The organism is Kitasatospora sp. GAS1066B (assembly GCF_041262605.1).
Taxonomy (GTDB): Bacteria; Actinomycetota; Actinomycetes; order Streptomycetales; family Streptomycetaceae; genus Kitasatospora.
In genome coordinates this window covers 136,731-161,319 of sequence record NZ_JBGCCO010000012.1, presented here as the reverse complement: position 1 = coordinate 161,319, position 24,589 = coordinate 136,731, and the positions used below count along the sequence as shown (strand labels likewise).

General features: G+C 72.2%; 22 protein-coding genes, 1 tRNA gene and 1 riboswitch. Of the genes, 10 read left to right on the top strand and 13 right to left on the bottom strand.

The annotated features are described in order from the left end of the window. Positions 1–13 precede the first annotated feature (13 nt). The gene (locus ABH937_RS16085) at positions 14–487 is read right to left on the bottom strand and encodes a carboxymuconolactone decarboxylase family protein (RefSeq protein ID WP_280690050.1); all 474 of its coding nucleotides are present in this window, start codon (positions 485–487) and stop codon (positions 14–16) included. 130 nt (positions 488–617) lie between these two features. After that, positions 618–1,151 carry a DUF6817 domain-containing protein gene (locus ABH937_RS16080; RefSeq protein ID WP_280690049.1) on the bottom strand — a complete coding sequence of 178 codons (534 nt, stop codon included), beginning with the start codon at positions 1,149–1,151 and terminating at the stop codon, positions 618–620. Between the two features lie 225 nt (positions 1,152–1,376). Between ABH937_RS16080 and ABH937_RS16075 the strand changes: the two genes are divergently transcribed. From ABH937_RS16075 to ABH937_RS16065, 3 genes are all read left to right on the top strand, one after another. Further along, a complete protein-coding gene (locus ABH937_RS16075) occupies positions 1,377–2,255 on the top strand; it encodes a LysR family transcriptional regulator (RefSeq protein ID WP_280690048.1) in 879 nt (292 codons plus the stop codon). 9 nt (positions 2,256–2,264) lie between these two features. After that, the gene (locus tag ABH937_RS16070) at positions 2,265–2,396 is read left to right on the top strand and encodes a hypothetical protein (protein ID WP_280690047.1); all 132 of its coding nucleotides are present in this window, start codon (positions 2,265–2,267) and stop codon (positions 2,394–2,396) included. Positions 2,397–2,466: 70 nt separating this feature from the next. Continuing rightward, positions 2,467–2,537 (top strand) — tRNA-Cys (locus ABH937_RS16065). 33 nt (positions 2,538–2,570) lie between these two features. Here the strand turns inward: ABH937_RS16065 and ABH937_RS16060 are convergent. The 3 genes from ABH937_RS16060 to ABH937_RS16050 form a co-directional block, all read right to left on the bottom strand. Continuing rightward, positions 2,571–3,761: a winged helix DNA-binding domain-containing protein gene (locus ABH937_RS16060; protein ID WP_280690046.1), complete on the bottom strand. Its 1,191-nt coding sequence runs from the start codon at positions 3,759–3,761 to the stop codon at positions 2,571–2,573. A gap of 25 nt (positions 3,762–3,786) precedes the next feature. Next, the gene (locus tag ABH937_RS16055; RefSeq protein ID WP_280690045.1) at positions 3,787–4,989 is read right to left on the bottom strand and encodes a permease; all 1,203 of its coding nucleotides are present in this window, start codon (positions 4,987–4,989) and stop codon (positions 3,787–3,789) included. A 112-nt stretch (positions 4,990–5,101) separates the two neighbouring features. After that, positions 5,102–6,439, bottom strand: coding sequence for a hypothetical protein (locus ABH937_RS16050; RefSeq protein ID WP_280690044.1), 1,338 nt, complete (start codon positions 6,437–6,439; stop codon positions 5,102–5,104). Between the two features lie 142 nt (positions 6,440–6,581). Here ABH937_RS16050 and ABH937_RS16045 point away from each other — a divergent pair, with 142 nt between their 5' ends. Further along, positions 6,582–7,058, top strand: a complete 477-nt coding sequence (locus tag ABH937_RS16045; protein WP_280690043.1) for an ATP-binding protein — start codon at positions 6,582–6,584, stop codon at positions 7,056–7,058. A 43-nt stretch (positions 7,059–7,101) separates the two neighbouring features. Here the strand turns inward: ABH937_RS16045 and ABH937_RS16040 are convergent, their stop codons facing one another. Further along, on the bottom strand, positions 7,102–7,638 hold the full coding sequence (locus ABH937_RS16040; RefSeq protein ID WP_280690042.1) for a helix-turn-helix domain-containing protein: 537 nt from the start codon (positions 7,636–7,638) through the stop codon (positions 7,102–7,104). 124 nt (positions 7,639–7,762) lie between these two features. Between ABH937_RS16040 and ABH937_RS16035 the strand changes: the two genes are divergently transcribed. Beyond that, positions 7,763–9,310 carry an MFS transporter gene (locus ABH937_RS16035; protein WP_370218575.1) on the top strand — a complete coding sequence of 516 codons (1,548 nt, stop codon included), beginning with the start codon at positions 7,763–7,765 and terminating at the stop codon, positions 9,308–9,310. Between the two features lie 57 nt (positions 9,311–9,367). Here the strand turns inward: ABH937_RS16035 and ABH937_RS16030 are convergent, their stop codons facing one another. Both ABH937_RS16030 and ABH937_RS16025 read right to left on the bottom strand, forming a co-directional pair. Next, positions 9,368–10,372, bottom strand: coding sequence for an NAD-dependent epimerase/dehydratase family protein (locus ABH937_RS16030; RefSeq protein WP_370218573.1), 1,005 nt, complete (start codon positions 10,370–10,372; stop codon positions 9,368–9,370). A gap of 88 nt (positions 10,373–10,460) precedes the next feature. Further along, the gene (locus ABH937_RS16025; RefSeq protein WP_370218572.1) at positions 10,461–10,988 is read right to left on the bottom strand and encodes a DNA-binding protein; all 528 of its coding nucleotides are present in this window, start codon (positions 10,986–10,988) and stop codon (positions 10,461–10,463) included. A 131-nt stretch (positions 10,989–11,119) separates the two neighbouring features. Beyond that, positions 11,120–11,297: riboswitch (M-box (ykoK) riboswitch) on the top strand. A 272-nt stretch (positions 11,298–11,569) separates the two neighbouring features. Here ABH937_RS16025 and ABH937_RS16020 point away from each other — a divergent pair. Together ABH937_RS16020 and ABH937_RS16015 are read left to right on the top strand one after the other, a co-directional pair. Beyond that, positions 11,570–13,219 (top strand): NRAMP family divalent metal transporter, encoded by a 1,650-nt coding sequence (locus ABH937_RS16020; protein WP_370218571.1) that lies wholly within the window; start codon positions 11,570–11,572, stop codon positions 13,217–13,219. Positions 13,220–13,372: 153 nt separating this feature from the next. Next, positions 13,373–15,406 (top strand): FUSC family protein, encoded by a 2,034-nt coding sequence (locus ABH937_RS16015; protein WP_370218570.1) that lies wholly within the window; start codon positions 13,373–13,375, stop codon positions 15,404–15,406. Between the two features lie 56 nt (positions 15,407–15,462). Here ABH937_RS16015 and ABH937_RS16010 read toward each other — a convergent pair whose 3' ends face one another. Beyond that, positions 15,463–17,007 (bottom strand): carboxyl transferase domain-containing protein, encoded by a 1,545-nt coding sequence (locus ABH937_RS16010; protein WP_280690036.1) that lies wholly within the window; start codon positions 17,005–17,007, stop codon positions 15,463–15,465. Positions 17,008–17,215: 208 nt separating this feature from the next. Next, the gene (locus ABH937_RS16005; RefSeq protein WP_280690035.1) at positions 17,216–17,848 is read right to left on the bottom strand and encodes a TetR/AcrR family transcriptional regulator; all 633 of its coding nucleotides are present in this window, start codon (positions 17,846–17,848) and stop codon (positions 17,216–17,218) included. A gap of 280 nt (positions 17,849–18,128) precedes the next feature. Here ABH937_RS16005 and ABH937_RS16000 point away from each other — a divergent pair, with 280 nt between their 5' ends. After that, positions 18,129–18,788 carry a nuclear transport factor 2 family protein gene (locus tag ABH937_RS16000; RefSeq protein WP_370218569.1) on the top strand — a complete coding sequence of 220 codons (660 nt, stop codon included), beginning with the start codon at positions 18,129–18,131 and terminating at the stop codon, positions 18,786–18,788. A 217-nt stretch (positions 18,789–19,005) separates the two neighbouring features. Here ABH937_RS16000 and ABH937_RS15995 read toward each other — a convergent pair whose 3' ends face one another. The 3 genes from ABH937_RS15995 to ABH937_RS15985 form a co-directional block, all read right to left on the bottom strand. Beyond that, entirely contained in the window at positions 19,006–20,253 is a 1,248-nt protein-coding gene (locus tag ABH937_RS15995; RefSeq protein WP_370218568.1) for a low temperature requirement protein A, read from the bottom strand. A gap of 198 nt (positions 20,254–20,451) precedes the next feature. Then, positions 20,452–21,462 (bottom strand): pyridoxamine 5'-phosphate oxidase family protein, encoded by a 1,011-nt coding sequence (locus tag ABH937_RS15990; protein WP_370218566.1) that lies wholly within the window; start codon positions 21,460–21,462, stop codon positions 20,452–20,454. Positions 21,463–21,471: 9 nt separating this feature from the next. Next, positions 21,472–21,951, bottom strand: a complete 480-nt coding sequence (locus ABH937_RS15985) for a VOC family protein (RefSeq protein ID WP_280690031.1) — start codon at positions 21,949–21,951, stop codon at positions 21,472–21,474. A 139-nt stretch (positions 21,952–22,090) separates the two neighbouring features. On the opposite strand from ABH937_RS15985, the gene ABH937_RS15980 reads away from it, so the two are divergent. Together ABH937_RS15980 and ABH937_RS15975 are read left to right on the top strand one after the other, a co-directional pair. After that, positions 22,091–22,645 carry a CGNR zinc finger domain-containing protein gene (locus tag ABH937_RS15980; RefSeq protein ID WP_370218564.1) on the top strand — a complete coding sequence of 185 codons (555 nt, stop codon included), beginning with the start codon at positions 22,091–22,093 and terminating at the stop codon, positions 22,643–22,645. A gap of 348 nt (positions 22,646–22,993) precedes the next feature. Continuing rightward, positions 22,994–24,589, top strand: coding sequence for a chitinase (locus tag ABH937_RS15975; RefSeq protein ID WP_370218563.1), 1,596 nt, complete (start codon positions 22,994–22,996; stop codon positions 24,587–24,589).

Genomic DNA, 24,589 nt, shown 5'->3' with positions numbered 1-24,589 from the left:
CCCCGGGCGTTGGTCAGCCGAACTGGCCCACCTGGTAGTCGCCGGCGGGCTGCTGGACGATGACGTTCAGCCGGTTGTACGCATTGATGAGGGCGATCAGGCAGACCAGGGCGGCCAGTTGCTCCTCGTCGTAGTGCTCGGCGGCCTTCGCCCAGACCTCGTCACTGACGCCGCCGGCGGCGTCGGCGATGCGGGTGCCCTGTTCGGCCAGTTCCAGCGCCGCCCGCTCGGCCTCGGTGAAGACGGTGGCCTCCCGCCAGACCGCGACCAGGTTGAGGCGCTGCGCGGTCTCCCCGGCGTGCGCGGCGTCCTTGGTGTGCATGTCGAGGCACATCCCGCAGCCGTTGATCTGGCTGGCGCGGATCTTCACCAGCTCCTGCGTTGCGTGCGGCAGGGTCGAGTCCGTGACGACCTTGCCCGCCGAGTTGATGTACTTCGCGAAGTTGGGCGTGATGGAGCTGCCGTAGAAGTTGAGCCGGGCGTTCATGATGCTCTCCTTGCCGTGTCGATGCTTGCCCAGCTTTGACGGAGCAGACCGGCGAGATGTGACATCCGGACGGGCCGGGCGACTGTGACGCCCGTCTCATCCGGGGCGGCCCGCGACCGACGCGTCGGCCTCAGCCCAGCGCATCCCGGACCGCCCGGCGGGCCGGCTCGCTCAGCAACGGGTCGAGGGAGGTGAAGAGCCGCCCCAGCGCCGGCCCCCAGCGCTCCCGCAGCTCGGCGCTGTGCCGCAGCACGTCCAGCTCGTTGGCGACGGTCAGCTCGGCGAAGTCCTGGCGTCGCCGCTGGTCGGGGACGGACTCGAGCCCGCTGAAGCGATCGCGGATCAGCCCGTCGGCAACCGGGAGTTGACGGTACGACAGGGCACGGTCGCAGCTGCCGTAGTCGTACACCAGCTGCTCGGCCGCCGGGCCGATCACCTCCGAGAGCCGGCCCCGCGCGTTGAGCGGCAGCAGGGTGGTGGCGAAGCCGTCCGTTCCGTAGCAGGCGTGGCAGAGACCGGCCAGCCGCAGGTCGGGGCGGGCGCCCCAGGCGGTCAGCAGCAGCTGGACCCGCTCCAGGTGGGCGAGCAACGTGCCGCCAGGGTGGTCGAGTTCCGCCGCGCCCAGCGAACGCAGCAGCGCCACTGCCGCCTCGGCCCGTCCCATCCGGCTTCCCCCTGTCGCGTCTCGGGTCACCGGGTCGGCGCCTGTCCGCCAGGGTCGACGTCCGGCTCCCGGATCGCCGCCGCGTGCCCCCCTGGCTTCGGCGGACAGGTCGCCGCCCCGGTCGCTGACGATGCTTCTCCTCCCCGACACCCAAGTCAATCCTCAGGTTGTCTTCCACAGATCCAAGGGAAATCTTCGGTCTGGGCCTTGCTACGGTGCTGCTCCATGACCCTCGACGATCTCCGCGTCTTCGTCGCCGCCTGCGAGAGCGGCAACCTCAGCGCCGTCGCCCGCGAGCTCTCCCGTACCCAGTCGGCGATCAGCCAGCACGTGCGGCGGCTGGAGACCGAACTCGGCCTGGCCCTGCTGGAGCGGCGCCCGCGCGGGGTCGCGCCGACCCAGGCCGGGCAGATCCTGCATCGCGCGGCCGCCCAGGGGCTGGGCCAGCTCGATCTGGCGCTGCGTCAGCTGCACGACCTGCGCGACGGGGACCGCGGCACGGTGCGGATCACCACCGGCGCCACCACGATGCGCCACTTCATGACCGCCGCCGTCGCCCACTTTCGGCGCGAACACCCGGACGTCAACCTGGAGTTCCGCACCGAGACGTCCAGCCGCAGCTGCTTCGACGCGCTCGCGGCGGGGGAGGCCGACCTGGCCTGGGTGACCATCGGCGCACCCGCGCGCGGGATCGAACAGCGGCCGGTGATCGAGCTGCCCTGGGTGCTCGCGGTGCGCATCGACGACCCGTTGGCGCAGCGCACGCTGATCGAGCCGGGCGAGCTGACCGCGATCCGCCCGATCCGGCTGCCGGAGAACTCCGTCGCCCGGGCCCGGCTGGACGGCCAGCTCGGCCACGTCCAGGGCGCCACCACCAGCGTTGCCGACTGGGACACGGCGGTGCTGCTGGCCGAACTCGGCCTCGGTCACGCCGTGGTCCCCGCGCTGCCCGGCTGGCGGGCCCCCGGCCACCCGGAGCTGCGGCTGATCCCGATCCCCGCCCTGCCACCCCTCCCGGTCGGCTGGGCGGTCCGCCAGTGGGACGCCTTGCCGTCGCCGGCCCGGGAGTTCGCCGACTCCGTGGCGACCCACGCGGCCGGGTGAGCGACCGTCGTGTCGGGCGGAGCGGACCGGCGCGCCGACGAGTTGGGCAGCTCGGCCGGCCGCGCGCTGGTGACCCGGGCCCGGGCGGCGCTGCGGGCCGTCCGGGCTAACGGGGAGGGCGACGTACCGCCGAGCGGGTGAGGAGCGCGGGAGGCGGTTTGGCGTCCGGGCCGGTTGCCGGTCAGGATCCTTGCCGAGCAGCAGATCGCCGGGTGGAGTGGCCGAGTGGCGAGGCAGCGGCCCGCAATGCCGCGTACATAGGTTCGAGTCCTATCTCCACCTCCTCAGCCCGTTCGTCGGCCCGTCCCGGTTGCCTCAACCCGTCAACTCCCGCTCCAGCGGCGTCCGAAAGCGCGGGGTGACCCGGACCTCGCCGAGCCAGCCGGCCAGCCGCTCGGCCTCGGCGGCGATCGCCCGCTCGGCCGTCCTCGCCTCCGACCCGCCGATCCCGGCGAGCAGCCGCCAGACCAGCTCGCCGTCCGACCGCTGGGCCCAACCGCCCACCACCCGGCCGTTCCACCACACCGTCGGGCCCGCGTTGCCGGTCCGGTCGAAGAGCGCGGGCACCAACTCCGGCTCCAGGTACCAGTCGCGGCCGCGCCAACCCAGTACCGTCGGGTCCAGCGCGGGCAGCAGCGCGGCCCACGGCTCGCCGGTCGACCCGGACTCCGGCTCCTCGTCGCCCGGCAGCACCAGTCCGGGGCCGCCGGCCAGTTGGACCTGCACCGCGCCGACGTCGGCCAGCGCCTTCCGGGTGTCGCCGAGCGTCCAGCCGGTCCACCACTTGACGTCCTCGACGGTGGCCGGACCGTAGCGGGCCAGCCAGCGGCGCACCACCTCCGCCTTGGCCTCCCGGACCGGGACGTCGGGCCACTGCGGGACCAGCGCCCACGGGTAGCTGCTGCTCACCCAGGAACCGCGCGGCCGGCAGCGCCGCACGTGCCCGTCCGAGGCCAGCAGCCGCAGCAGCCGGCTGCCCACGCTCTGCCGCGCCTCGTACGGCTTGCCCGGCGCCATCAGGATCGTCTCGCTCAACGCCGGGACGTCGACGGCCAGTTCCGCGGTGGTGGCCGCACCGCGGGCGGCCAGTGCGGCGAGCACGGCGCGCTCGGTCGCGGCCAGCCGCGCCTCGTCCCAGCCGTCCGCGCCCTCGCGCAGGTGCTTGACCAGGGTGGCCCGCTCCTTGACCGCGATGGCCCGCGCGCTCGAGGAACTGACGTACGGGGCGCAGTCCTCGGTGACGGCGAAGATGGTGCGCCGCATGGAGAGCAGCTTCACCAGCGTCACCTCCTCGTACAGGGCCCGGTCGACCGCGGCGGCGCTCGGCTCGGTGAGGCGGGTGCAGGCCGAGAGGTAGACGGTCGCCGCGTCCGTGGCGTGCAGGCCCACCACGGCATCGGCCACCTGCTCGACGGTGGCGGCCCGGTGGGCGGGGGCCAGCAGCTGCCGGTGGGCCAGGCGGGCTCGGCGCTCTTCGTCGCCGAGGAACGGGGATCGGCTGGTCATGGCTCGAGCGTAGTCCGGGCCGGAGTCAGGCGTCGTGATCCTGGTGATCGTGGTCCCGATGGTCGTGGTCCCGACGGTCGTGGCCGCGGTGGGCCGCCTGCGGTGCCCCGCCCATCATCCGCAGCATCGCCAGGCCGCCGGTGCGCAGGAACCGCACCAGCAGCGTGGCCGCCAGCAGCAGGAAGGCGATGTTCAGACAGCTGGTGTAGTTCCAACTGATCCCCTCCATCGGGATCTTCGCGTCCCGCTGGTCCGGGATCAGCCCCAGCCCGCCGAAGACGAACTCCACCAGGTAGCCCGCCGCCACCATCGCCGCGTAGCTGGTCGCGAGCAGGAAGGCGGCCATCCGGGCGCCGTAGTACTTCCGGTAGATGTTCAGGATCGGCAGGATGATCAGGTCCGCGAAGATGAACGCGACCACGCCGCCGAAGCTGATCCCGCCCTGCCACAGCACCACCGCCAGCGGCACGTTGCCGATCGAGCAGACGAAGGAGAGCATCGCCACCAGCGGTCCGATCAGCGGTCCCCACAGCTTGCTCGCCAGCGGGTGTCCGGCGAAGAAGAACGCGTGCCAGAAGCTGTCCGGCACCCAGGCGGCGATGGCGCCGGCGATGAGCAGCCCGATCACCAGGTCCCTGATGATCGCCGCCCACTCCATCACGAAGACGTGCGAGGTCGCGGTGAATCCGGCGGGGGAGAGCAGCCGGCGGGTGAAGGGGCCGTCGCCCGGCACCGACATGTCCATCGCGGCGTGCCCCTCCATCGAGCCGGGCACGCCGCGCTCCGCCTGCGCGCGAGCCGTGCTCAGCAGCCGGTCGCGCAGGAAGAATCGGAAGAGCAGCGCGAGCACCACGATCATGATCGGACCGCCGACGAACTCCGCCGCCGTGAACTGCCAGCCCATCAGCAGGGCCAGGATCACGCCGAGTTCGATCACCAGATTGGTGGACGCGATCTCGAAGGCCATCGCGGAGGTGAAGTCGGCGCCCTTGCGGAACAGCGACCGGGCCAGCGCCACCGCCGCGTAGGAGCAGGACGAGGAGGCGGCGCCCAGTGCCGAGGCGACGGCCAGGGTGCGCGGCCGGTGGTCGCCGAGCAGCCGGATGATGGTGGACTTGCGGACCACCGCCTGAACCACCGCGGAGAGCGCGAAGCCCAGGATCAGAGCCCAGGTGATCTCCCAGGTCATCGAGCCGGTGATGGACAGGGCGTGCCGGATCGCGTCCATGGGTCTCAGCCTATACCCCTGGAGGGTATCTGCTCAGGGCGCGCGGCCCCCGGCGTGTCCTCCGTCCTCCGTCCTCCGCGCCCCTTGTCGCACCACGCTGTTCGGTGACCCGCTAAACGGCGGCCTTCTGGCCCGCCACCACCCGCACCCGTTCGCCGAGCCGCCGCACCGCGCGGCTGCCCGGATGGGCGGTGACGCTCTGCCGCAGCACGTCGAAATGCTCGTCCCCGCGCGCGGTGGCCAGCGTGGTGTAGTCGTCGAGGAACTCGCCCCAGGTCACGCACGCGGCCTCGACATGGCCCAGCTCCCACTGCCGCGCCGCCAGCACCCCGTTCGCGTGCAGCCGCCCCTGCCGCTCGTTCGCCGGGCGCACCCGGTTGGACTGCCGCATCGCCTGGATCGAGCCCGGCAGGTCACCGAGCGCGTACAGCACGCTGCTGACGTGGAAGTGGTACGCCGACCAGTCGTACCCGCCCACCGCGTCGTTGCGCCCGTCGGCCTTGGCCAGCGCCGCCTCGGTCTGGCCCAGCCTGGTGAAGGCCAGCCGCTGGTCACGCACCATGGCGGCGCCGTGCGCCTGCTGGCCGCGCAGGAACGCGGTCAGTCGCGGGCCGGCGGCCGGCGCGCACTCGGCGGCGGCGTCCGCGTACTGCAGCGCGCGCGGCCCATAGCCGAGGTTGGCCGCCTGCAGCGACATGCCCCGCAGCGTTCGGCAGTACGTGACGTGGTCCTGGCCGTCCTGAGCCAGCGTCAGGGCCTCGGTGAAGTACTGCTGGCCCAGGCCGTGCGCCCGTTCGTACATCGCCATCCAGCCGGTCAGGTAGACCAGGTCGGAGGCGGCGGCCAGCATCGACTTCTTCACCCGTGGCGTGCCGTCGGCCTGCAGCCAGGGCATCACGGTGTTCGCCAGGAACGCGGCGCTCATCGGGCGCGCGTGGCCGCCGCCCAGCTCGTCGAGGATCCCCGCGATCCGCTCCGTCATCGCCCGGACCGTCTCCACCTCGCTCTCGCCGATCCGCACGGTGCGCCCCGCCCGCACCTCGTGGTTGGCGTTGTCCAGCCGCTGGGCCAGCTCGGTGTAGCCGGGCACCAGCATCGCGGCCGAGTAGAGCCCGGCGGTCAGCATGCTCCGGCGCGACGGGTCCATGTCGCTGCGCACCAGGTCGGCCAGGTCGGCCCCGGGAGTGCTGCCGGCCGGGGCCGGCCCGAAGCCCGCCTCCTGCGAGGTGACCGGGCGGCCCAGCCGACGGGCGAACGCCTCCGCCACCACCGGTCGGACGGTCGGCTTGGGACGGACGCCTTTCAGCCAGTGCGAGACCGCAGAGTGATCGTATGTCAGCTCCAGACCGGCGCTGCGGCCGATCCGGTTCACCGCGCGGGCCAGCTGGTCGTTGCCCCAGCGGGCCTCGGCCAGCAGGGCGGCCAGCTGTCTGTTCGGCGTGCGAGTCATAGCTCCCCCTTGCTTGATTCACGTCGTTCACGGCTCAGCCCAGCATGGACCGTTCTCTTCTCGGGCGTAAGTCGGTTGACTGTGCATCAGCCGCTCGGGGACGGCGGATCATGGTTCAGCCGCTCCCTGGATCGTCGAGGAGATGCCCTACATGGAGCGCGAGTACCGTCCCCTGTCGAATGAATTCCAGGTCACCGCTGATGCCAACGCCGTTCGGCGGGCTCGTGACCGGATCGTTGCCGTGGCCGCGGGTTGGGGGGTTCCGCTCGCCCCGGAGGCACGGGGGGACCTGCGGCTGTGCGCCAGCGAGGTGGTCACCAATGCGCTGGAGCACGGCGGCGGGGAGTGCCGGGTCACGGTGCGGTGGACCGGTCGGCAGCTACTGGTGGAAGTGGCCGACCGGTCCAGGCGCACGCCGTTGGTGCTGTGCCCCGCGGACGACGTGAGCTCCGGGCGTGGCCTGGCGCTGGTCCAGGCGCTGGCGGACAGCTGGGGGTGGGAGCCGAACGACCGGGGCAAGGTGGTCCGCTTCGCCTTCGCCGCCGAGCCGGCGCAGGCGCCGCCGCAGACGCGGCCGCTCGACCGCAGCTGCGCACCGCTGGTGGCGCGGTCGTCCTGAGGCCTGCTCGGCGTGGGGCGGCGCCCAGCGCATGGGGCTGGGCTCAGTGCTGACCTTCCGTCAGTACGGGAGTGAGCAGCGCCCGGGGCCGTGCCAGGGCCAGGGTGACCGGGTCGGTGCGCGGACTGCGACGGTCGCCGGGAGCCGGCCGCATGACGACGTGGGCCGGCGCGACCGCCACCCCGCACGGGACGCAGATGCCGACCGGGCTGATCCGGTTGCCGCACGCGTCGTGGGTGAAGACGGTGTGCGAGGCGTGCTCGGCGGCGTGCCGTTCGCCCCAGCGGGCCAACGCGTGTACCGGCAGCCAGAGTTCGAGGCCGGCCTCGGTCAGCAGGTACTCGTAGCGCACCGGGCCGTCCTGGTAGGGCTCCTTGCGCAGCACCCCCGCCTCGACCAGGGCCCGCAGCCGGGCGGTGAGGACCGCGCGCGGAATGTCCAGGTGGACCAGGAAGTCGTTGAACCGGCGCACCCCGTAGAAGGCGTCGCGCACGATGAGCAGGCTCCAGCGCTCGCCGACCACCTCCAGGGCACGGGCGAGCGAGCAGTCCTGTTGGGCGTAGTCCGTTCCGAGCGCCATGGGAGCCAGTGTACTCGGGTCGGTTCATTGAACAGACCGATGGTGTAGCGTGATGAACGAGTCAGTTCATTCACCAGACTCGCTTGCCCGAGTGAGTTCATTCACCAGACTGAGGTGGTCGTCGATGGCCCAGGAGAGTGCACGCCCCGACCTGTTGTCGACACCCGACCCGGTGCCCCCGCTACCCCCGTTACTCCCGTCGGCCGCGCGGCCCGGCCCGCGCCCGGCCCTGCTCACCGCCTGCTACGGCACCTTCCTGGTGCTGATCGCCTACACCCTGCCGACCACCACGCTCGCACCCACCGCGAGCGCCCTGCACGCGGGGCCCGCCGCGCAGACCTGGATCCTCACCGGCGCGCTGCTCGGCCTCACCGCACTGCTGCTGATCATGGGCGGAGTCGCCGACGACCACGGCCGCAAGCGGGTGTTCACCGCGGGCGCGCTGCTGCTCGCGGCCTCCGCCGCGCTGTCCGCGCTCGCCCCCGACACCACCGTCTTCGTGATCGCCCGGGTGCTCCAGGGCGGTGCCTCGGCCGCGCTGCTCGCGCCCAGCCTCGGCCTGGTCAGCCAGGCCTACCCAGCCGGCCCCGCGCGGGTGCGGGCCCTCGGCGGCTGGGGCGCGGCGGTCGGGCTCGGCATCGCGGTGGGTCCCGTCTACGCCGCGCTGCTCGCCGAACTCGCCGGCTGGCGCGCCGTCTACGCGGTGCTGGCCGCACTCGCACTGCTGCTCGCCGGGCTCGCGGCCCGACACCTCACCGAGTCCCGCAGCGACCGGCCGCGCCGCCTGGACCCGCTCGGCGCCCTCACCCTGTCGGTCGGCACCGCCGCGCTGATCGCCGGTCTGGCCGAGGGACGCACCGGCTGGCTGCGGCCGGCCCCGGTGACGCTGCTGGCCCTCGGGGTGCTGGCGCTGGGCGCGTTCGCGCTGGTGGAGTCCCGGGTGGCCGAGCCGATGCTGGACCTCGCGCTCTTCCGCGACGCCCGCTTCGTCGCCGCCGGGACGGGTGCGCTCTTCACCGGCCTGTCCATCGTCGGCCTGATGAGCTGCCTGCCCAGCGTGCTGGAACGCGCCCTCGGCGAGAGCCCGTTGGTGGCCGGGCTGGTGCTGGCGATCTGGTCCGGCCTGTCGGTGGTCGCCGCCCTGCAGTCGCGTCGACTGGCCGACCGGCTCGCCCCGGTCACCCAGCTGGCTGCCGCCCTGCTGGCCTGCGCCGTCGGCGAGGCCGCTCTCTACGGGCTCACGCCCGCCGCCGGTTGGCCCCGGCTGGTCCCCGGCCTGGTGGTGGCCGGTCTGGGCAGCGGAGTGCTCAACGCGGCGCTGGCCCGGCTCGCCGTCAGCAGCGTGCCGGGCCATCGCGCCGCCATGGGATCCGGCGCCAACAACACCGCCCGCTACCTGGGTTCCGCCCTCGGCGTCGCCCTGTCCCTGGCGCTGATCGGCTCCGCCCGCTCGCCCGCGGGTCCCGCCGCCGCAGCGGCCGCGGGCGCCGACCGGGCGATCGTGGTCGCGGTCGCCCTGTGCCTGCTCGGCGCCGCGGTCGCCCTATGGGCCCGCGCGGCGGCCCGTGCGGCGGCACGCTCAGGGGCCTGTTCGGCGGCCCGTGCGGCGGCACGCTCACGGGCCTGTTCGGGGGCCTGTTCGGGGGCTCGCGAGGGGGCTCAGCGCCGGTAGCGGTGCCCGCTGTTGCGCTCCCGCGCGGCCGGCTGCGCCCCCCCGCCACCCGTCCGCTCACGGCTGCCCGAGCAACTCCCGTTCCAGCTCGGCGCTGATCCCGCTCGCCGAGTGGCCGGTCCCGCTCGGCGAGCCGCCGGGCAGCTCCCGCTGCCACGCCCAGGTGTCCGCGACCGTCTCGCTCAGCGGGCGGCAGCGCAACCCGGCAGCGAGCGCCTTGCCGACGTTGCCGCGGTGCATGGTGGCGTGCAACTCGCCCGGCGGGATCCAGATCGGCAGCTGGGTCCAGGGCTCGACGCCGGCCGCCAGCAGCACCTCCGGGTCGGTCCAGCGCAGCTCGGCCGTGGACCCGGTGGCGGCGACGCAGGTCTCCAGCAGGTCGCCCATGGTCGTCTGATCGGGCGGGCAGACCAGGTTGAACGCGCCGCCCAGGCCGCGCTCGGCCGCGTCCAGGCTCCAGCCGGCGAGGTCGCGCGCATCGATGTACTGGATGGTCAGCTCGCGTGGTCCGGGCGCCAGGACCGGACCGCCACGGGCGATCCGGTTCAGCCACCAGGGCAGGCGCCCGACGTTCTCGCCGGGGCCGAGCACCAGTCCGGCGCGCACCAGCAGCGCACGCTCCCCGAACGACGCCAGTGCGGCCAGCTCGCCGCCGCGCTTGAGTCGCGCGTAGTCGCCCTCCGGGTCGTCCGGATCGCCGTCCACCACCGGGCACCGCTCGTCCAGGTCGACCCCGGTGGGGTAGCCGTAGACGGAGCGGCTGGACACGTAGACGTAGTGGCCGGCCCGCCCCGCCAGCAGCCGCGCGGCGTCCCGGACGGCGGTGGGGGCGAACCGCCAGGTGTCCACCACCAGGTCCCACCCGCCCTCGGGCGAGGCGGCCGCCGCCGCCAACTCGGCCAGGCCGTCCTCGGTGGTCCGGTCGCCGCGCAGCGCCCGGACGCCCGGCGGCGGCGCGTGGTGGCCGCGGTGGAAGACAGTCACCTCCCAACCACGCGACAGGGCCGCCTCGGTGAAGGCCCGCCCGACGAACTCGGTACCACCCAGGATCAGGAGTCTCATGCCGACTGACTCTGCCGCCCGAGGACGGCGGCGGGAAGAGCGGCAAGCTCTCAGCGGAATCGCCGAGAGCGGACAGACCGCCGCCGCTTCACCGACCTGACGCAGCGGCCGCGTCCGCAGCAGCCGTGTCCGCAGCACCAGCATCCGCAGCACCGGCACCGGCATCCGCAGCAGCCGCCGACCGGCCGGCCAGCCGCTCGTACCGCTGCCGGGCCGCCTGCGGAGTGCCGAGGCCCAGGCCGAACGCCACCTCCTGCCAGGTGAGTCCGCGCCCACGCGCCATTCCGAGCAGTCCGGCTTCCAGGTCGTCCATCTCGGCCCGGGCTCGTGGCACCAGACTGAGCGCGGCCAGGATGTCGCTGCGGTCCACCTCCGGCTCGCCCTCCTCGGGCAGCGCGGCGCCGCTCAGCAGGAAGGTGACCAGGCGGATCGCCTCGTGCGGCGCCAGGACCATCGGGTGCACCTGGCGTCGGCGCTGCTCATCGGTGGCGGCATGCCGCTCGGCTATCCGGAAGAGCGAGGCGTACTCGCGCTGCACCCGCGCCTGGTCGGGATCGGGCACCGCGAACGGATCGACTGAATCGGTCGGGTCGTTTGGGCTGTTGGCTGATGACATGCCATCACCCTCACCACACTGCAGCCCGTTGTCAACGGTTACTTGTGAACAATCTGTTCATCAGTCAAAGTTTGGTAATCGCTTGCCGCTCGGTGCAACCACGGGTCTATGCTGGTGAGCGTTCAATGAAGAAGGCACCTCGTTCGGTGAGGCGTCTTCACGGACACAGGCCACTGATCCCAACCGTCGAGAGACGCTCCGGATCAGGACAGATCTTCCCGACCTAAGGGTTGATCCCAAGTGGCTTCCGGCTCAGCCGAGTCGGATCACGCCGTGAAGTGCCAAAGCTCTGACGAGTTGGGGTGAGCCGGCCCTCGGGGACGGCGAGCTCCTTGCCGTGTCGTCATGCGTAGCGGATCCGTCGCGCGCACCGGCCGGGGGGAGGCGAGAGACAGACTCATGGATTGCAGTAGTCCGGGCCATAGTTGCCCCTACTCCCGCTTGTCCTCGTACTTCTTCGGCTCGCGGTAACCACCTCGGCAAGGCTCACTCGCGCCTGCGCACGCTCCACCTGCTCCGAGGTCTGCTGCCGCGTGCCTCCGAACTCCCCCTGAATCCGTGGGGGCTGAGGGAGGTTCATCATGACCACCAACGCGACTCTCGACTCGAAGGTTCCCGCCGCGCGTGCCGCGGTGCTGGATGACGCGCACCTGGGTGACATCAAGGGTGCGCTGGGCACGATCCGGCTGGATGACACGGCCGAGCGCAAGGGCCTGTCCGCGAAGCTGAAGACGCTGCTGGCGATCGTGGGCCCGGGCCTGATCGTGATGGTCGGCGACAACGACGCCGGCGCGTTCTCCACGTACGGGCAGGCCGGGCAGAACTACGGCACGCATCTGCTGTGGACGCTGTTGCTGCTGGTTCCGGTGCTGTACGTCAACCAGGAGATGGTGTTGCGCCTGGGTGCGGTGACCGGGGTGGGGCACGCCCGGTTGATCCTGGAGCGGTTCGGGAAGTTCTGGGGCGCGTTCAGTGTGATCGACCTGTTCCTGCTCAACGGGTTGACGCTGGTGACGGAGTTCATCGGGGTGACGCTGGCGGCCGGCTACCTGGGCCTGCCGAAGGTCGCCTCGGTGGTGCTGGCCGCCGCGATCATCATCGCCTCGGCCTTCACCGGCTCGTTCCGCCGTTTCGAGCGGATCGCGGTGGCGCTGTGCGCGGGTTCGCTGCTGCTGGTGCCGATCTACTTCATGGTCCACCCGAGGACCTCGCAGATGGCGCACGACTTCGTGGTGCCGAACATGCCGGGCGGCACGGGCCAGTTGGCGACCGTGATGCTGCTGATCATCTCCATCGTGGGCACCACCGTCGCGCCGTGGCAGCTGTTCTTCCAGCAGTCGTACGTGATCGACAAGCGGATCACGCCGCGGTTCATGAAGTACGAGAAGGCCGACCTGTGGATCGGCATCGTGATCGTCGTCGTCGGCGCGGCCGCGATGATGGGTTTCACCGCCGCCGCGTTCGCCGGCACCGACGGGGTGGGGCAGTTCTCGGACGCGGGCGCGGTGGCCAGGGGCCTGGCGGACCACAGCGGCAAGCTGGTCGGCGCGCTCTTCGCGATCGCGCTGCTGGACGCCTCGATCATCGGCGCGTTCGCCGTCTCGCTCTCCACCGCCTACGCGATCGGTGACGTCTTCGGCATGAAGCACTCGCTGCACCGCGGGGTCGCCGGCGCCAAGGGCTTCTACGCCGTCTACGCGGCGCTGGTCTGCGTGGCGGCGGCGATCGTGCTGGTCGCCAGTGACCACACGCTGGGGTTGTTGACGCAGGGTGTGCAGGTGCTGGCCGGGGTGCTGCTGCCGTCGGCCTCCGTCTTCCTGCTGCTGCTGTGCAACGACAAGCAGGTGCTGGGGCCGTGGTCGAACGGGCCGAAGGTGAATGCGTTCACCTCCGCGGTGGTGGGGGTGCTGGTGACGCTGTCGGTGATCCTGACCGCCTCGGTGCTGTTCCCGAACATCTCCTCGGGGGCGATCCTGGGCATCATGGCCGGCTGCGGCGTGCTGGGGGTGCTGGCCGCCGGCTTCGCCTTCACGCGCAAGCGCACGGCCACCGCCGAGGACCCCATCGACCGCACCGGACGCGACAACTGGCGGATGCCCCCACTGGCGACCCTCACCCGCCCGGTGATGTCCACCGGCCGCAAGATCGGCATGGGCGCGCTGCGCACGTACCTGCTGATCGCGATGATCCTGGTCGTCATCAAGCTCGTCCAGACCGCCCTCGGCCACTGAACCACCGCCTGGGGATGTGATCGGCTGCGAGCTCTCGTCCAATGGCTACCGCAGCTATCCGCCGAACGCGGTGGCCCGGGTGCGGTGGCGGGTGCGCGCGGTGAGCGCTCGTGCCTTCCGGCAGGGAAGTGAGCGACGGGCGAGGATCATCAGGTGAGGACGACTGAGAACGACTCTGCCGCCGGCCGGTTGACCCCGCCGCCCTGGCTGGTCCGCACGCTGCGTCCGCAGCCGACCGCCGTGCCCAAGGCGGCGGCCGTGCGCGCGGCCGTCGGGATGGGGTTGCCGGTGGCCGTCGGGTTCGCCGTCGGGCAGAGTGCAGACGGCGCGCTGGTCGCGATGGGGGCGCTCGGTGCCGTGCTCGGGGACACCGCCGACGCTTACCGGCTGCGGGTGTTCAACATCGCCGTTCCACAGCTCTTCGCCGCCGCCGGGCTGGCGCTCGGCGAGCAGGTGTACGGGCACGGTTGGGTCGCCGTCGCCGCCCTCACCGGGCTCGCGCTGGTGGCCGGGATGATCAGTACGATCGGCGCGGTCTCCTCCGCCGTCGGGCTCAACGTGCTGCTGATGGCGGTGATCGGCGCCGGCCTGCCGTTCCCGCCGCCCTGGTGGCACGGTCCGGCGCTCATCCTGCTCGGCGCCGCGCTGATCCTGGTGATGGCGCTGCTCGCCTGGCCGGTCCGCTCCGGAATCCCCGAACGGGCGGCGGTCGCCGACGCCTACCACGCGACCGCCGACCTGCTGGACGCCGCCGGCGGGGAGGACTGGAGCGAGGCGCGGACCCGGCTGACCGGAGCTCTCGACAACGCCTACGACCTGCTGCTCAGCCGCCGCGCTCTGGTCCCGGGGCGCAGCCGGGGGATGTCCCGTCTGATGGCGCTGCTGGGGGCGCTGACGCCGCTGGTCGAGGCGGCCCCCGCCGTGCACGCGGCGGGTGGCCCGCTGGGCAGGCGGTTGGCGGTCGAGGTGCGGCGGATCGCGGCGGCGGTGGCGGTGGGGGGAACGCTGCGCACCCTCGCCGTTGACGCTCCGTCAGCTGCTGAGTCCTCCTCAGACACCGAGCCGGACACCCCGGTCGAACGGGCCGCGGCCGCCGCCGTCCTGCACGCGCGGGAGGTGCTGGCGGACGCGCGCCGGTCGCCGGTGCCGTCCGCCGGGCTGCGGCCGACCCCGCTGCGGGCGCGAGTGCCGGCCCGTGCGCGGGAGGTGCTGCTGTCGGCCACCTCCTGGCGCTACGGCCTGCGGCTGGCGCTCTGCCTCGGGCTGGCCCAGGCGCTGGTCTCCACCGTCACGGTGCCGCGCTCCTACTGGGTGCCGTTGACCGTGACCTTCGTCCTCAAGCCCGACTTCGGCTCGGTCTTCACCCGCGCGGTGCTGCGCGCGCTGGGGACCGCGGTGGGGCTGGTGCTGGCCACCGCCGTGCTGGAGGTGGTGCCGCGCGGGGCCTGGGAGGTGCCGGTGGTGGCCGTGCTGGCGGCGGCGCTGCCGGTGGTCTCGCGACGCAGCTACGGGCTGCAGACGATGGTGATCACGCCGCTGATCCTGATCCTCTCCGACCTGTTGAACCACCAAGGGGTGCACCTGCTGGTGCCGCGACTGGTGGACAGCCTGCTCGGCTGCGCGATCGTGTTGGTCGCGGGGTATGCGCTCTGGCCGGAGAGCTGGCACTCCCGGGTCGGCGCCCGGCTCGCGGACTCGGTGGACGACGTCGCCCGGTACCTCGAGTGCGCGTTCGCGGGGGTGGGCGGCGACGGTGACGCGCCCGGGCCGTCGCCGGGTTCGGTGGGCTCGGTGGGCTCGGCGGGTGCGCGGCATCGGCTGCGACGTCGGCTCTACCGCGATCTGGGCGGTCTGCGCACCGAGTTCCAGCGTGCCCTGGGCGAACCGCCGCCGACGGGCGCCCGGGCCGCCGCCTGGTGGCCGCTGCTGGTGGCGGTGGAACGGGTGATCGACGCGGGCACCGCGGCCGCCGTGCAGACCGCCCAGGGTGCCGGCTCACCGGCGCCCGCCGAGCTGGCGGGCACGACCGCCGACCTGCGTGCGCTGGCCGTCGCGATCCGTGCGGGCGGCGCCGAACTCGCGCCGCGTGCCCATGACGTGACACCGGCCGGTGCCCTGGCCGAAGTCCGCCGCGAGGTGGCCGCCGCCTGGTCGGTGCTGGCGGGGCCGGGGGACGTCGCGCGCTGATCCGTACGAGAGGTCCCGGGCTGCTCGGGTTCCGCGGCTACTGCGGCTGCTCGCGGTTACTGCGCCAGGCCGCGGAACCTGGCCAGGCGCGGGGTGGGCGGGGTGAGCGTCGCCGCGTGCGCCAGTTCCTCGCGGACGGCGCTGACGGTGCGTCGGATGAACTCGGCCGGCTCCGCAGCAGCGGAGGGCGGCTCCGGCAGGATGCGGTCGATCACGCCTTCCCTGGCCAGCTCCGTTGCCCCGATCCGCTGCTGTTCGGCGAGTTGCGGGGCGTGCTCGGGGGTGCGGTGCAGGATCACCGAGGCGCCCTCCGGGGGGAGGGGGGAGAGCCAGGCGTGTTCGGTGGCGATCGCCCGGTCGGCGGGCAGCAGGGCGAGCGCGGCGCCGCCCGCGCCCTCGCCGAGCAGCAGGCTGACCACGGGGACGGGCAGCGTGCTCAGTTCGGCCACGCAACGGGCGATCTCCCCGGCCAGCGCGCCCTCCTCGGCGGACTGGCTGAGCAGCGCGCCGTGGGTGTCGATCACGGTGAGCAGCGGCAGGCGCAGTTCGGCGGCGAGCCGCATGCCGCGCCGGGCGGTGCGCAGGGCGCCGGGGCCGACCGGGCCGTGCACGGCTGCCGCCGCCCGATCATGGCCGACCACCACGCAGCGGCGGTCGCCGAACCGGGCGAGCGCCAGCCGCAGCGCGTCGTCGCGTTCGCCGGCTCCGGTGCCGGAGAGCGGGACCAGGGTGTCGGCCTCGCCCAGCAACTCGGCCAGCCCGGGGCGCCCCGGCTCCCGGGTCCGACCGACGGATTCCCAGACGGGGACCGTGGCTGAACCCGCCGGCTCGCTCACCGAACTGATCGGTTCATTCACCGAACTGATCGGTTCGCTCATCGAACCCATCGGTTCGTTCGGCGAACTCACGGGTTCGTCCAGCAGATCGAGGGCCGCCGTCAACCACCCGCGCAGCTGACCCACCGTCAGCACCGCGTCCACCGTGCCGAACCGCTCCAGGTGCTCGGCGCGCTGCACCCCCTCCGGGAACGGTGCACCGTACAGCGCCTGGTACACGCGCGGGCCCAGGAAGCCCACCAGCGCCCCGGGTTCGGCGGTGGTCAGCTGGCCGAGCGAGCCCCAGGAGGCGAGCACGCCACCGGTGGTGGGGTGGCGCAAGTGGACCAGGTACGGCAGCCCGGCGGCCTTGTGCGCGGCGACGGCGTTGGCGATGGCGATCATCCGGACGAACGCCGGGGTCCCCTCCTGCATCCGGGTGCCGCCGGAGGCCGGGAACGCGATCAGCGGCAGTCGCTCCGCCGTCGCCCGCTCCACCGCGCGCAGCAACCGGGCGGCGGTCGCGGTGCCGATCGAGCCGGCCAGGAAGGTGAACTCGCTGAGCAGCACCGCCACCCGGTGCCCGCCGATCCGCCCCTCCCCGGTGAGCGCCGCCTCGTCCGCCCCGCTGCGGGCTCGCGCCCGCGCGAGGTCGTCGGCGTACGAGGCCCCGTCGTCGGTGTACCGCGGCGGCTCGTCCCAGCTGCGGAACGAGTCGGCGTCGAGCACCTGGCCGGCGAAGACCAGGGCGGCGGGCACTACGGGTGTCGCGGTCGCTTCGTCCACAGGACCAAGTCTCCAGACCCGCCCTACCCCGGGACAACCCCCGACTTGATCACAGCCGGCCGAGCGAACAGCGGCCCCGGGTCCGGCGGCCGCCCGTCCGGCCGCCCGTCCGGCGGGCCGGCCGAGAGCAGGAGTGCACTGTCGGTCGCCAAGGCCCGCACGATGTGCCGGATGAGGCCGGCGGCGTGCTGGCAACTGTCGGCCTGGGTCAGCTGGTGTTCGGGGAGCCGCGGAATGCCCCGGCCAGCACGGGGACCAGCCACCGTTCGATCTGCTCGGGGGGCTTGGTGGCCAGTTCGGTGCCGATGGGCGCCAGTGCGAGCCAGTTCAGCAGGCCGGCCGCGCAGCGGATGCGGAAGTCCAGCTCCTGCTCGCCGACTCCGGGGAGGTTGGCCGAGAGCTTGCGGATGATGTCCCGCCGGGACTGCTGGAACTTCGCGGCCAGTCGATCCCAGCCCTCGGGAGGGTCGATCCCGACTCGTGCCACCGTCCGGATGACCGCCAGGTCCTGTCCGCCGGCCGCCAGTGCGCGCATCATCGGCCTGGTGAACGCCGCGGCCAGCTCCTCGATGCTCGACGTGGTGTCGAGCGAAGCGACCGCGTTGATCTGCTCGTCCAGGTACCGCTCCAGCGCGTGCTCGATCGCCGAATCGCACAGTGTCTTCAGCGACCCGAAGTGGTAGCTCACCGCGGAGACGTTGGCGCCGGCGTGGTCTGTGATCTCGCGGAGGGTCACACCGTCCTGGCCGCGTTGCGCGAGCAACTCCACCGCGGCGGCCAGCAGGCCGTCCCGTGTCCGTTGGCCGGCCTCGCGGCGTTGGTCTGTGCGCTCTGTCGCCATGGGCAGTAGTCAAACAGTTGATTGATTTTGCTGTCAAGGAGCCGAGGGCCGAACCGGCACTCGCCCGCTCGGCAGCTCGCTGATCACCCGTCAACCCACCTACCAGGCGCGCGCATTCCGGGGCGCGCGCTCCGCAACACATAAATCAATCATTCGCTTGACAGCTTGGCGCCGCCACTCCTACCTTCAAACAAGCGCTTGATTTGAGAGCGCCGCACGCGACACACAACCGTCTCGACGGACCCTCAGATCCTCGAGAACCAACCTGAAGGAGCACGACATGAAGTCGCTCGGATGGAAGACGATCATCACCACGGCTGCGGTCGCGAGCCTCAGCGGTCTCGCCATCGCCGCCGCGCCATCACAGGCCGCAAGCCCCATCGCCGCCAGCGCGCGGGTCAACGCCGTCAGCAACTCGCAGACCCACGCGGCCCTGAGCCCTCGCGAACTGTCGGCGCTGCCGCTCACCAACCGCCACCTGACCGCGCACGAGATAGCCAACCTCGCGGTCGTCCTGAACGCCTACCACGTGGCGGAGGGCCACAGCCTGGACGTCAACGCGTTCATCAACAGCTTCACCGACGACGGCGTCTTCAACGACGAGGTCGCCGGCAAGACCTACCAGGGCAAGGCGCTCGGCGACGTGCTCACCGGCATGGCCGCCATCTTCCCCGACGTCCACCGCGACCTCAAGAGCATCACCGTCAACGGCGACGTCATCAGCCTCGAACTGTCCATCCAGGGCACCTTCGAGGGACCGCTGCAGACACCGGCCGGCACCCTCAAGCCCAACGGCGCGAAGATCGACGCACCGACCGCCGACTTCTGGTACCTGCACAACGGCAAGGTCCAGAAGTTCGACTGCTACGTCGGATACACCGACATGTACGCCCAGATGGGCGTGAACCTCGACTGGGCCACGGCAGTCGCCAAAGGCTGAGCCAAACCCTGGCCGGTGACACCTGACACAACCGGCCGCGCATCACCCGCCACAGCTCGGCCGTCAACACGCCGGCGCTCAAGGGCTGCTGACGATCCCATCGCAGGGCTGTCCGGCCGCGGGCCGGCCAGCCCTGCGCGCCATGTGGTGGTCGGGGGCGAGGTGGCAGGCGGTGGCCTGAGCAGGGCCGGGGACCGGCGCGGTGGCCGACCGTTGCCTAACCGCCCGGCTGCTCGGGGTTCGCGCCGGGTCGGCGAAGCCGGTGGGAGACGGCGAATCCCCAGGGGGCGCTGAAAAGCAGGACAAGGACCAGACCGAGCGCGAGCGGTGCGGGGCGAGCCGCGCCCAGCACGAGACAGGCGAGGGCCACCGCTGCACAGATGCGGGAGAGCGGGCGGTACAGCTCGCGTTTGCTGTGCCAGGCTTCCAGACTGGCGGCCACGAGCATCGTGCTGAGGAGTACGACTGCGGTGGCGGAGCAGAGCACCCATGCCGTGGCTTCATCGGTGCGGGCGGCGTGGGCGTGTTCGACGAGGCTGACCATCGCGGCGCCCATGGCGGCCACCGCGGCGGTGAGCGGCAGGTGGGCCAGCATCCACTGCGCGGTGGCCGCCGGGGTCCGACGCGGTTCACGGTGGCCGGCGAAGTCGAAGTAGGTCCACCATGCGCCGAAGCCGACCACGACGGCGATCAGCGCGACCGCGATGGTGAGCGCGCTGACCGGCTCGGCCGCGAGCCCGCTCACCACACCGGTGACGGTCTCGCCCAGCACGATGATGATGAGCAGCCCGAACCGCTCGATCAGGGCGTCGGTGACGGTGAGCGTGGCTGCCGCGCCCGGCGCGGCTCGCAGGATCACGACGGCGAGGCCGGCCAGGTAGGCGAGGTCCAGCAGCCCCCACGTCCAGACCCGGGCGTCGGCGGGGAACAGCGCGCTCGTGCCGAGGATGACGGCGCAGCAGACGGTTCCGGTGATGAAGAGCCGGCTGGAACGGCGGTATTCGGGCCGATCACCGCGCGAGGCGAGCAGCCACAGCATGGCCAGGACCGCGAACAGGCTCCCGGCCGTGACGGCGAAGGCCGCTCCGCGTGGGCCGCCCGCCTCGGGGATGAAGGCCCCCAGGGGGACGAGGACCAGGATCTGGAGCAGGAAGGTGCTGCGGGCCCGGGCGTCCTCGCGGCCGTGCAGCTCGTGGTGCAGGCTTCCGTTGACCCAGGCGATCCAGACGAGCCCGAACACCGCCGCGTACTCACCCAGGCCCCGCCAGCTGAGCTTGCCGGCCAGGTGATGGGCGGCCTGCGCGACCAGGACGACCACGACCAGGTCGTAGAAGAGCTCCAGCGGGCCGACGATGCGCTCGCTCGGCTGGTCCCCGTGGGCACGCGGCGGCTGCCACAACTGCCGCCGCAGCCGTCGCCAGAGCGTCGGCTCGCCGGCTGCGGCGGGGGCGACTTCGTCCGTCATCCGGCAACGCTCCTACGGTCGGTGCGGCGGCCCCGCGTGTTCAGGGCGTGCAGGGACGGGTCCCGGTCCGGCCGACCACCAGACGGCGCTCGGCCAAGAACCACGCCCCGTCCTGCTTGACGAATTCGTCGAGGTGACGGATCGACGCGATCATAATCGTGCGCTCGCCGTCCGCACCGAGCTGGACCCGTCGGCGCGTCAAGCGGTCCGGGGCAGGACCTCGGGGTTGAACTTGGAGTACTCCGCCCGGGTCCAACGCAGCCCGCTGGCCTGCGCGGTGGCCACCACCTCGGTGACCGTGAACTCCACCAGCCGCTGCGCGCCGGGGACTTCGGCGGCATGCCGCTCGTCCCAGTCGGTGTGGGCGGTGCCGGTCAGCTGGAGTGTGTCGCCGGTCGCCCAGTCGATGAAGAGGAGTCCGGCGGAGGGGTTCTCGGCGAGGTTGCCGAGGGTGCAGAACATCGCGTTTCCCTGGTAGTCCGGCCACCGGAGCCGCCGGGGATCGAGGAGTTGGACGAAGCCAGGATTGCCGCCCCGGTGTGAGGCGTCGACCTCGCCGCGCCGGTTGGCGGTGGTGATGAAGAAGGTGTCCGCCCGCTGGATCAGCTGCTGCTGACGCATCGTCAACTGGGCATGGTGCGACGGAACTCCGGGGACGCTGCCCGGCTCGAGCCAGGGTTCGCGGCCCTGGATGTACTTGGGGCAGTTGGCGAAGACTTCGTCGAGGGTCACCTGGATGCCCGAACCGCCGGGCGACGCATGGCCGTTCATCCGCATCCGGCGCCGGACGGCCGGTTGGAGGGCGATCATGCCGACCTCGGCCGGCCGGCTCAGCGCCTCGGCCAGCGGATCGCCGTCCATTGGCCGCGCGGAGATGGTCACCGCATCCGCCTGCTCGGCGTCGCCGGTCGGCTGGGCCCGGGCGAACCCGGGCGGGCCGGTCAGCAGGCTCGCCCAGAGCCGCTCGTGCTGGTCGGCGGCGCCGACCACCACCATCGGCTGCTCGGTGAGGAACTGGGCGGCGATGGGCGGGATCCGCCGGCTCCGGCTGGGGCCCGTGTAGCCGGGCCGGTCGAACCCGGCCCGGCGGCGGACCGCCAACTCGCCGGGGACGTCTGCCGGCACGTCTACCGGCACGTCTGCCACGACGTGTGCCGGGATGTCTGGCGGGAGTGCGTCGGGTGTCGCGGGGACGTGCTGTGCGGTCATGGCGATCGCCTAGAAGAAGCCGCAGGTCGGCGCGGAGCCGGCCGGCGCGCTGCCGTCGGGCGAGTGGGCGCCGTGCGGGGTGAAGATCTCCAGCCGGATCCCGTCCGGGTCGGTGAAGAAGATGCCGCCCGAGTCGGCCCCCTCGCCGTGCGGGACCACGCCCTCGTATGCGAACTCGGCGCCCAGCTCGCGCAGCACTTGTTCGATCTCGCGCACCTCGGCCACGTTCTCGACCCGGAAGGAGAGGTGGTGCAGGCCGGGCGCGGCGGTGGCGAAGGCGCCCTTGCTCTGCTGCCAGAGGGTGAGCATGGTGCGGCCGTCCCGGCCGAGGAACGCGTGGCGGTGCTCCGGCTCGGTGCCCTCGCCGAGCAGCTCGAACCCGAGGATGCGCTGGTAGAAGGCGCGCGAGCGGTCGAGATCGGTGACGTTCAAGCCGACGTGACCGGTCTGCAAGGACGTGTGCGCGGCGAGCTGTGCGGGCTGTGCCATGGAGGACCTCCGTCGTGCGGCCCGGATGATGTCCGGGCTAACCGTTGTTATCGAGTATGTGGGTTAGGAAAGTCGACCGTCAACCGGTTCTGGCTCGAATGCCGGTTAGAATCACCGCCAGTTGCACGAAGGAGGGCCGATGGCCGAGGAAGCGCAGCCGACCGACCCCCGCCCGATGCCGGGCGAACCCCTCTCGCTGGACCTGCTGAACACCCGGTGGAACAACGGCGGCAGCCCGCGCGATCTGCTGGACTCGCTCGACGGGCTGGCGCTCTGGCTGACCCTGAACGGGTTCGCCGACCGGGCCCCGGCCGACCAGGTCACCCTGGACGCCTTGGTGCTCACCCGCGCCGCCATCGCCCGCCTGGTCGACGGCGACCGTTCGCCCGAGGCGCGTGCCGCGCTCAACGAGGTGCTGGCGCACGGCTCGGTCCGCCGCACCCTGCGGGCGGACGGCCCGCACGCGCACCCCGAGACCGACGGCCCGGCCTGGCTGCCGGCCTGGAGTGCCGCCGAGGACCTGCTGCGCCTGCTCGCCGAGGCGCCCGACCGGATCCGCTCCTGCGCGCACCCCAACTGCGTCCTGTACTTCTACGACACCTCGAAGAACGGCACCCGGCGCTGGCACTCGATGGCGACCTGCGGAAACCGTGCCAAGGCCTCCCGTCACTACGAGCGGACCAAGACCGACTGACGGTCCGTCAGTATCACTGCACCGCAGCCCCGGAACCGCTGAGCGGACGTCCGGTCGCGGCGCGGTCTCGCCTGTCGCTCGACCATTGACACGGACTGGTCCAGACCGGTTCAGTGGTCTGGACCACAGGGGTGTGCCTGCGGGGTCGCTCCCCGTGCTGCCCCGAACCGTCCGACAGTCGAGACAGCAGGAGCCTTCCCCCACATGCGCAGTCTCCGTAACGCGGGTCAGCCGCGCCCCCAAGTCCAGCCCGGATCCCGCAGCCCCAGACCAAGCAGCCTCAGACCAAGCAGCCTCAGACCCGGCAGCCTCACGCCCCGCAGCCGCAGACCTCGCAGCCTCGCCGCGATGACCACCGCCTGGGCGCTCGCGGCGGCCGGCGCGGCCGGCCTCACCTTCGGCCTGGCCCCCACCGCCTCGGCCGGCGAGTTCCTGGTCAACGGCGGCTTCGAGAGCGGCGCGTTGGCCCCCTGGAGCTGCGACGGAAGCACCGGCAGCGTCGTCACCGGCCATGCGCACAGCGGTGGTTACGCCCTCGCCGGGGCGGCCACCGCCGCCGACGACGCGCAGTGCGCGCAGACGGTCGCGGTCGCGCCGAACACCAGCTACACGCTCAGCGCCTACGTCAACGGCGCCTACGTCTACCTGGGCGTGGACGGCGGTGCCAGCACCTGGACGCCGAGCACCGGCGGGGCGTACCAGCAGCTCTCGGTCGGCTTCACCACGGGCGCGAGCCAGACCAGCGCGACGGTCTACCTGCACGGGTGGTACGGGCAGGGGACGTACTACGCGGACGACGTCTCACTCAGCGGCCCGGGCGGTCCCAGCCCGTCACCGACGCCTACCCCCACACCGACTCCCACACCGACTCCCACTCCGACGCCGACCCCGACCCCGACCCCGACGCCCACCCCGCCGGGCGGCGGCCTCCCCACCCACGCCCTGGTCGGCTATCTGCACGCCAGCTTCGCCAACGGTGCCGGCTACCTGAAGATGTCCGACGTCCCCGCCTCGTGGGACGTCATCGACCTCGCCTTCGGTGAACCCACCTCGGTGACCTCCGGCGACATCCAGTTCAACCGCTGCTCGATCACCGACTGCCCGGGCGAGGAGTCCGACGCCGCCTTCAAGGCCGCCATCGCCGCCAAGCAGGCCGCGGGCAAGAAGGTGCTGCTCTCCATCGGCGGTGCCAACGGCGAGGTCCAACTCACCACCACCGCAGCCCGGGACGAGTTCGTCAGCTCGGTCTCCGCGATCATCGACCAGTGGGGCCTGGACGGCCTGGACGTCGACTTCGAGAACCAGTCGCTCGCGCTCAACCAGGGCGACACCGACTTCAAGAACCCGACCACCCCGGTCATCGTCAACACGATCTCCGCCCTGCAGACGCTCAAGGCCAAGTACGGATCGAAGTTCGTGCTGACCATGGCGCCGGAGACGTTCTTCGTCCAACTCGGCTACCAGTTCTACGGTCCCGGCCCCAACAACGCCCAGGACCCGCGAGCCGGAGCCTTCCTGCCGCTGATCTACGCGCTGCGCAACGACCTCACCCTGCTGACCGTCCAGGACTACAACTCCGGCTCCATCATGGGTCTGGACAACCAGTACCACTCGATGGGCGGCGCCGACTTCCACATCGCGATGACCGACATGCTGCTCGCCGGCTTCCCGGTCGCCGGCAACACCAACAACATGTTCCCGCCACTGTCCCCCTCCCAGGTGGCGATCGGCATGCCGGCCAACAGCTACGCGGGCAACGGCTACGTCCCGCCGAGCGCGGCGGACCAGGCGCTGGACTGCCTGACCGAGGGCACCAACTGCGGTGGCTACGTGCCGCGCAGCGGTCCGCAACCGACCTTGCGCGGCTTGATGACCTGGTCGATCAACTGGGACCAGTACAACGGCAACGAGTTCTCCAACAACTTCCACAGCTACTTCGGCTGA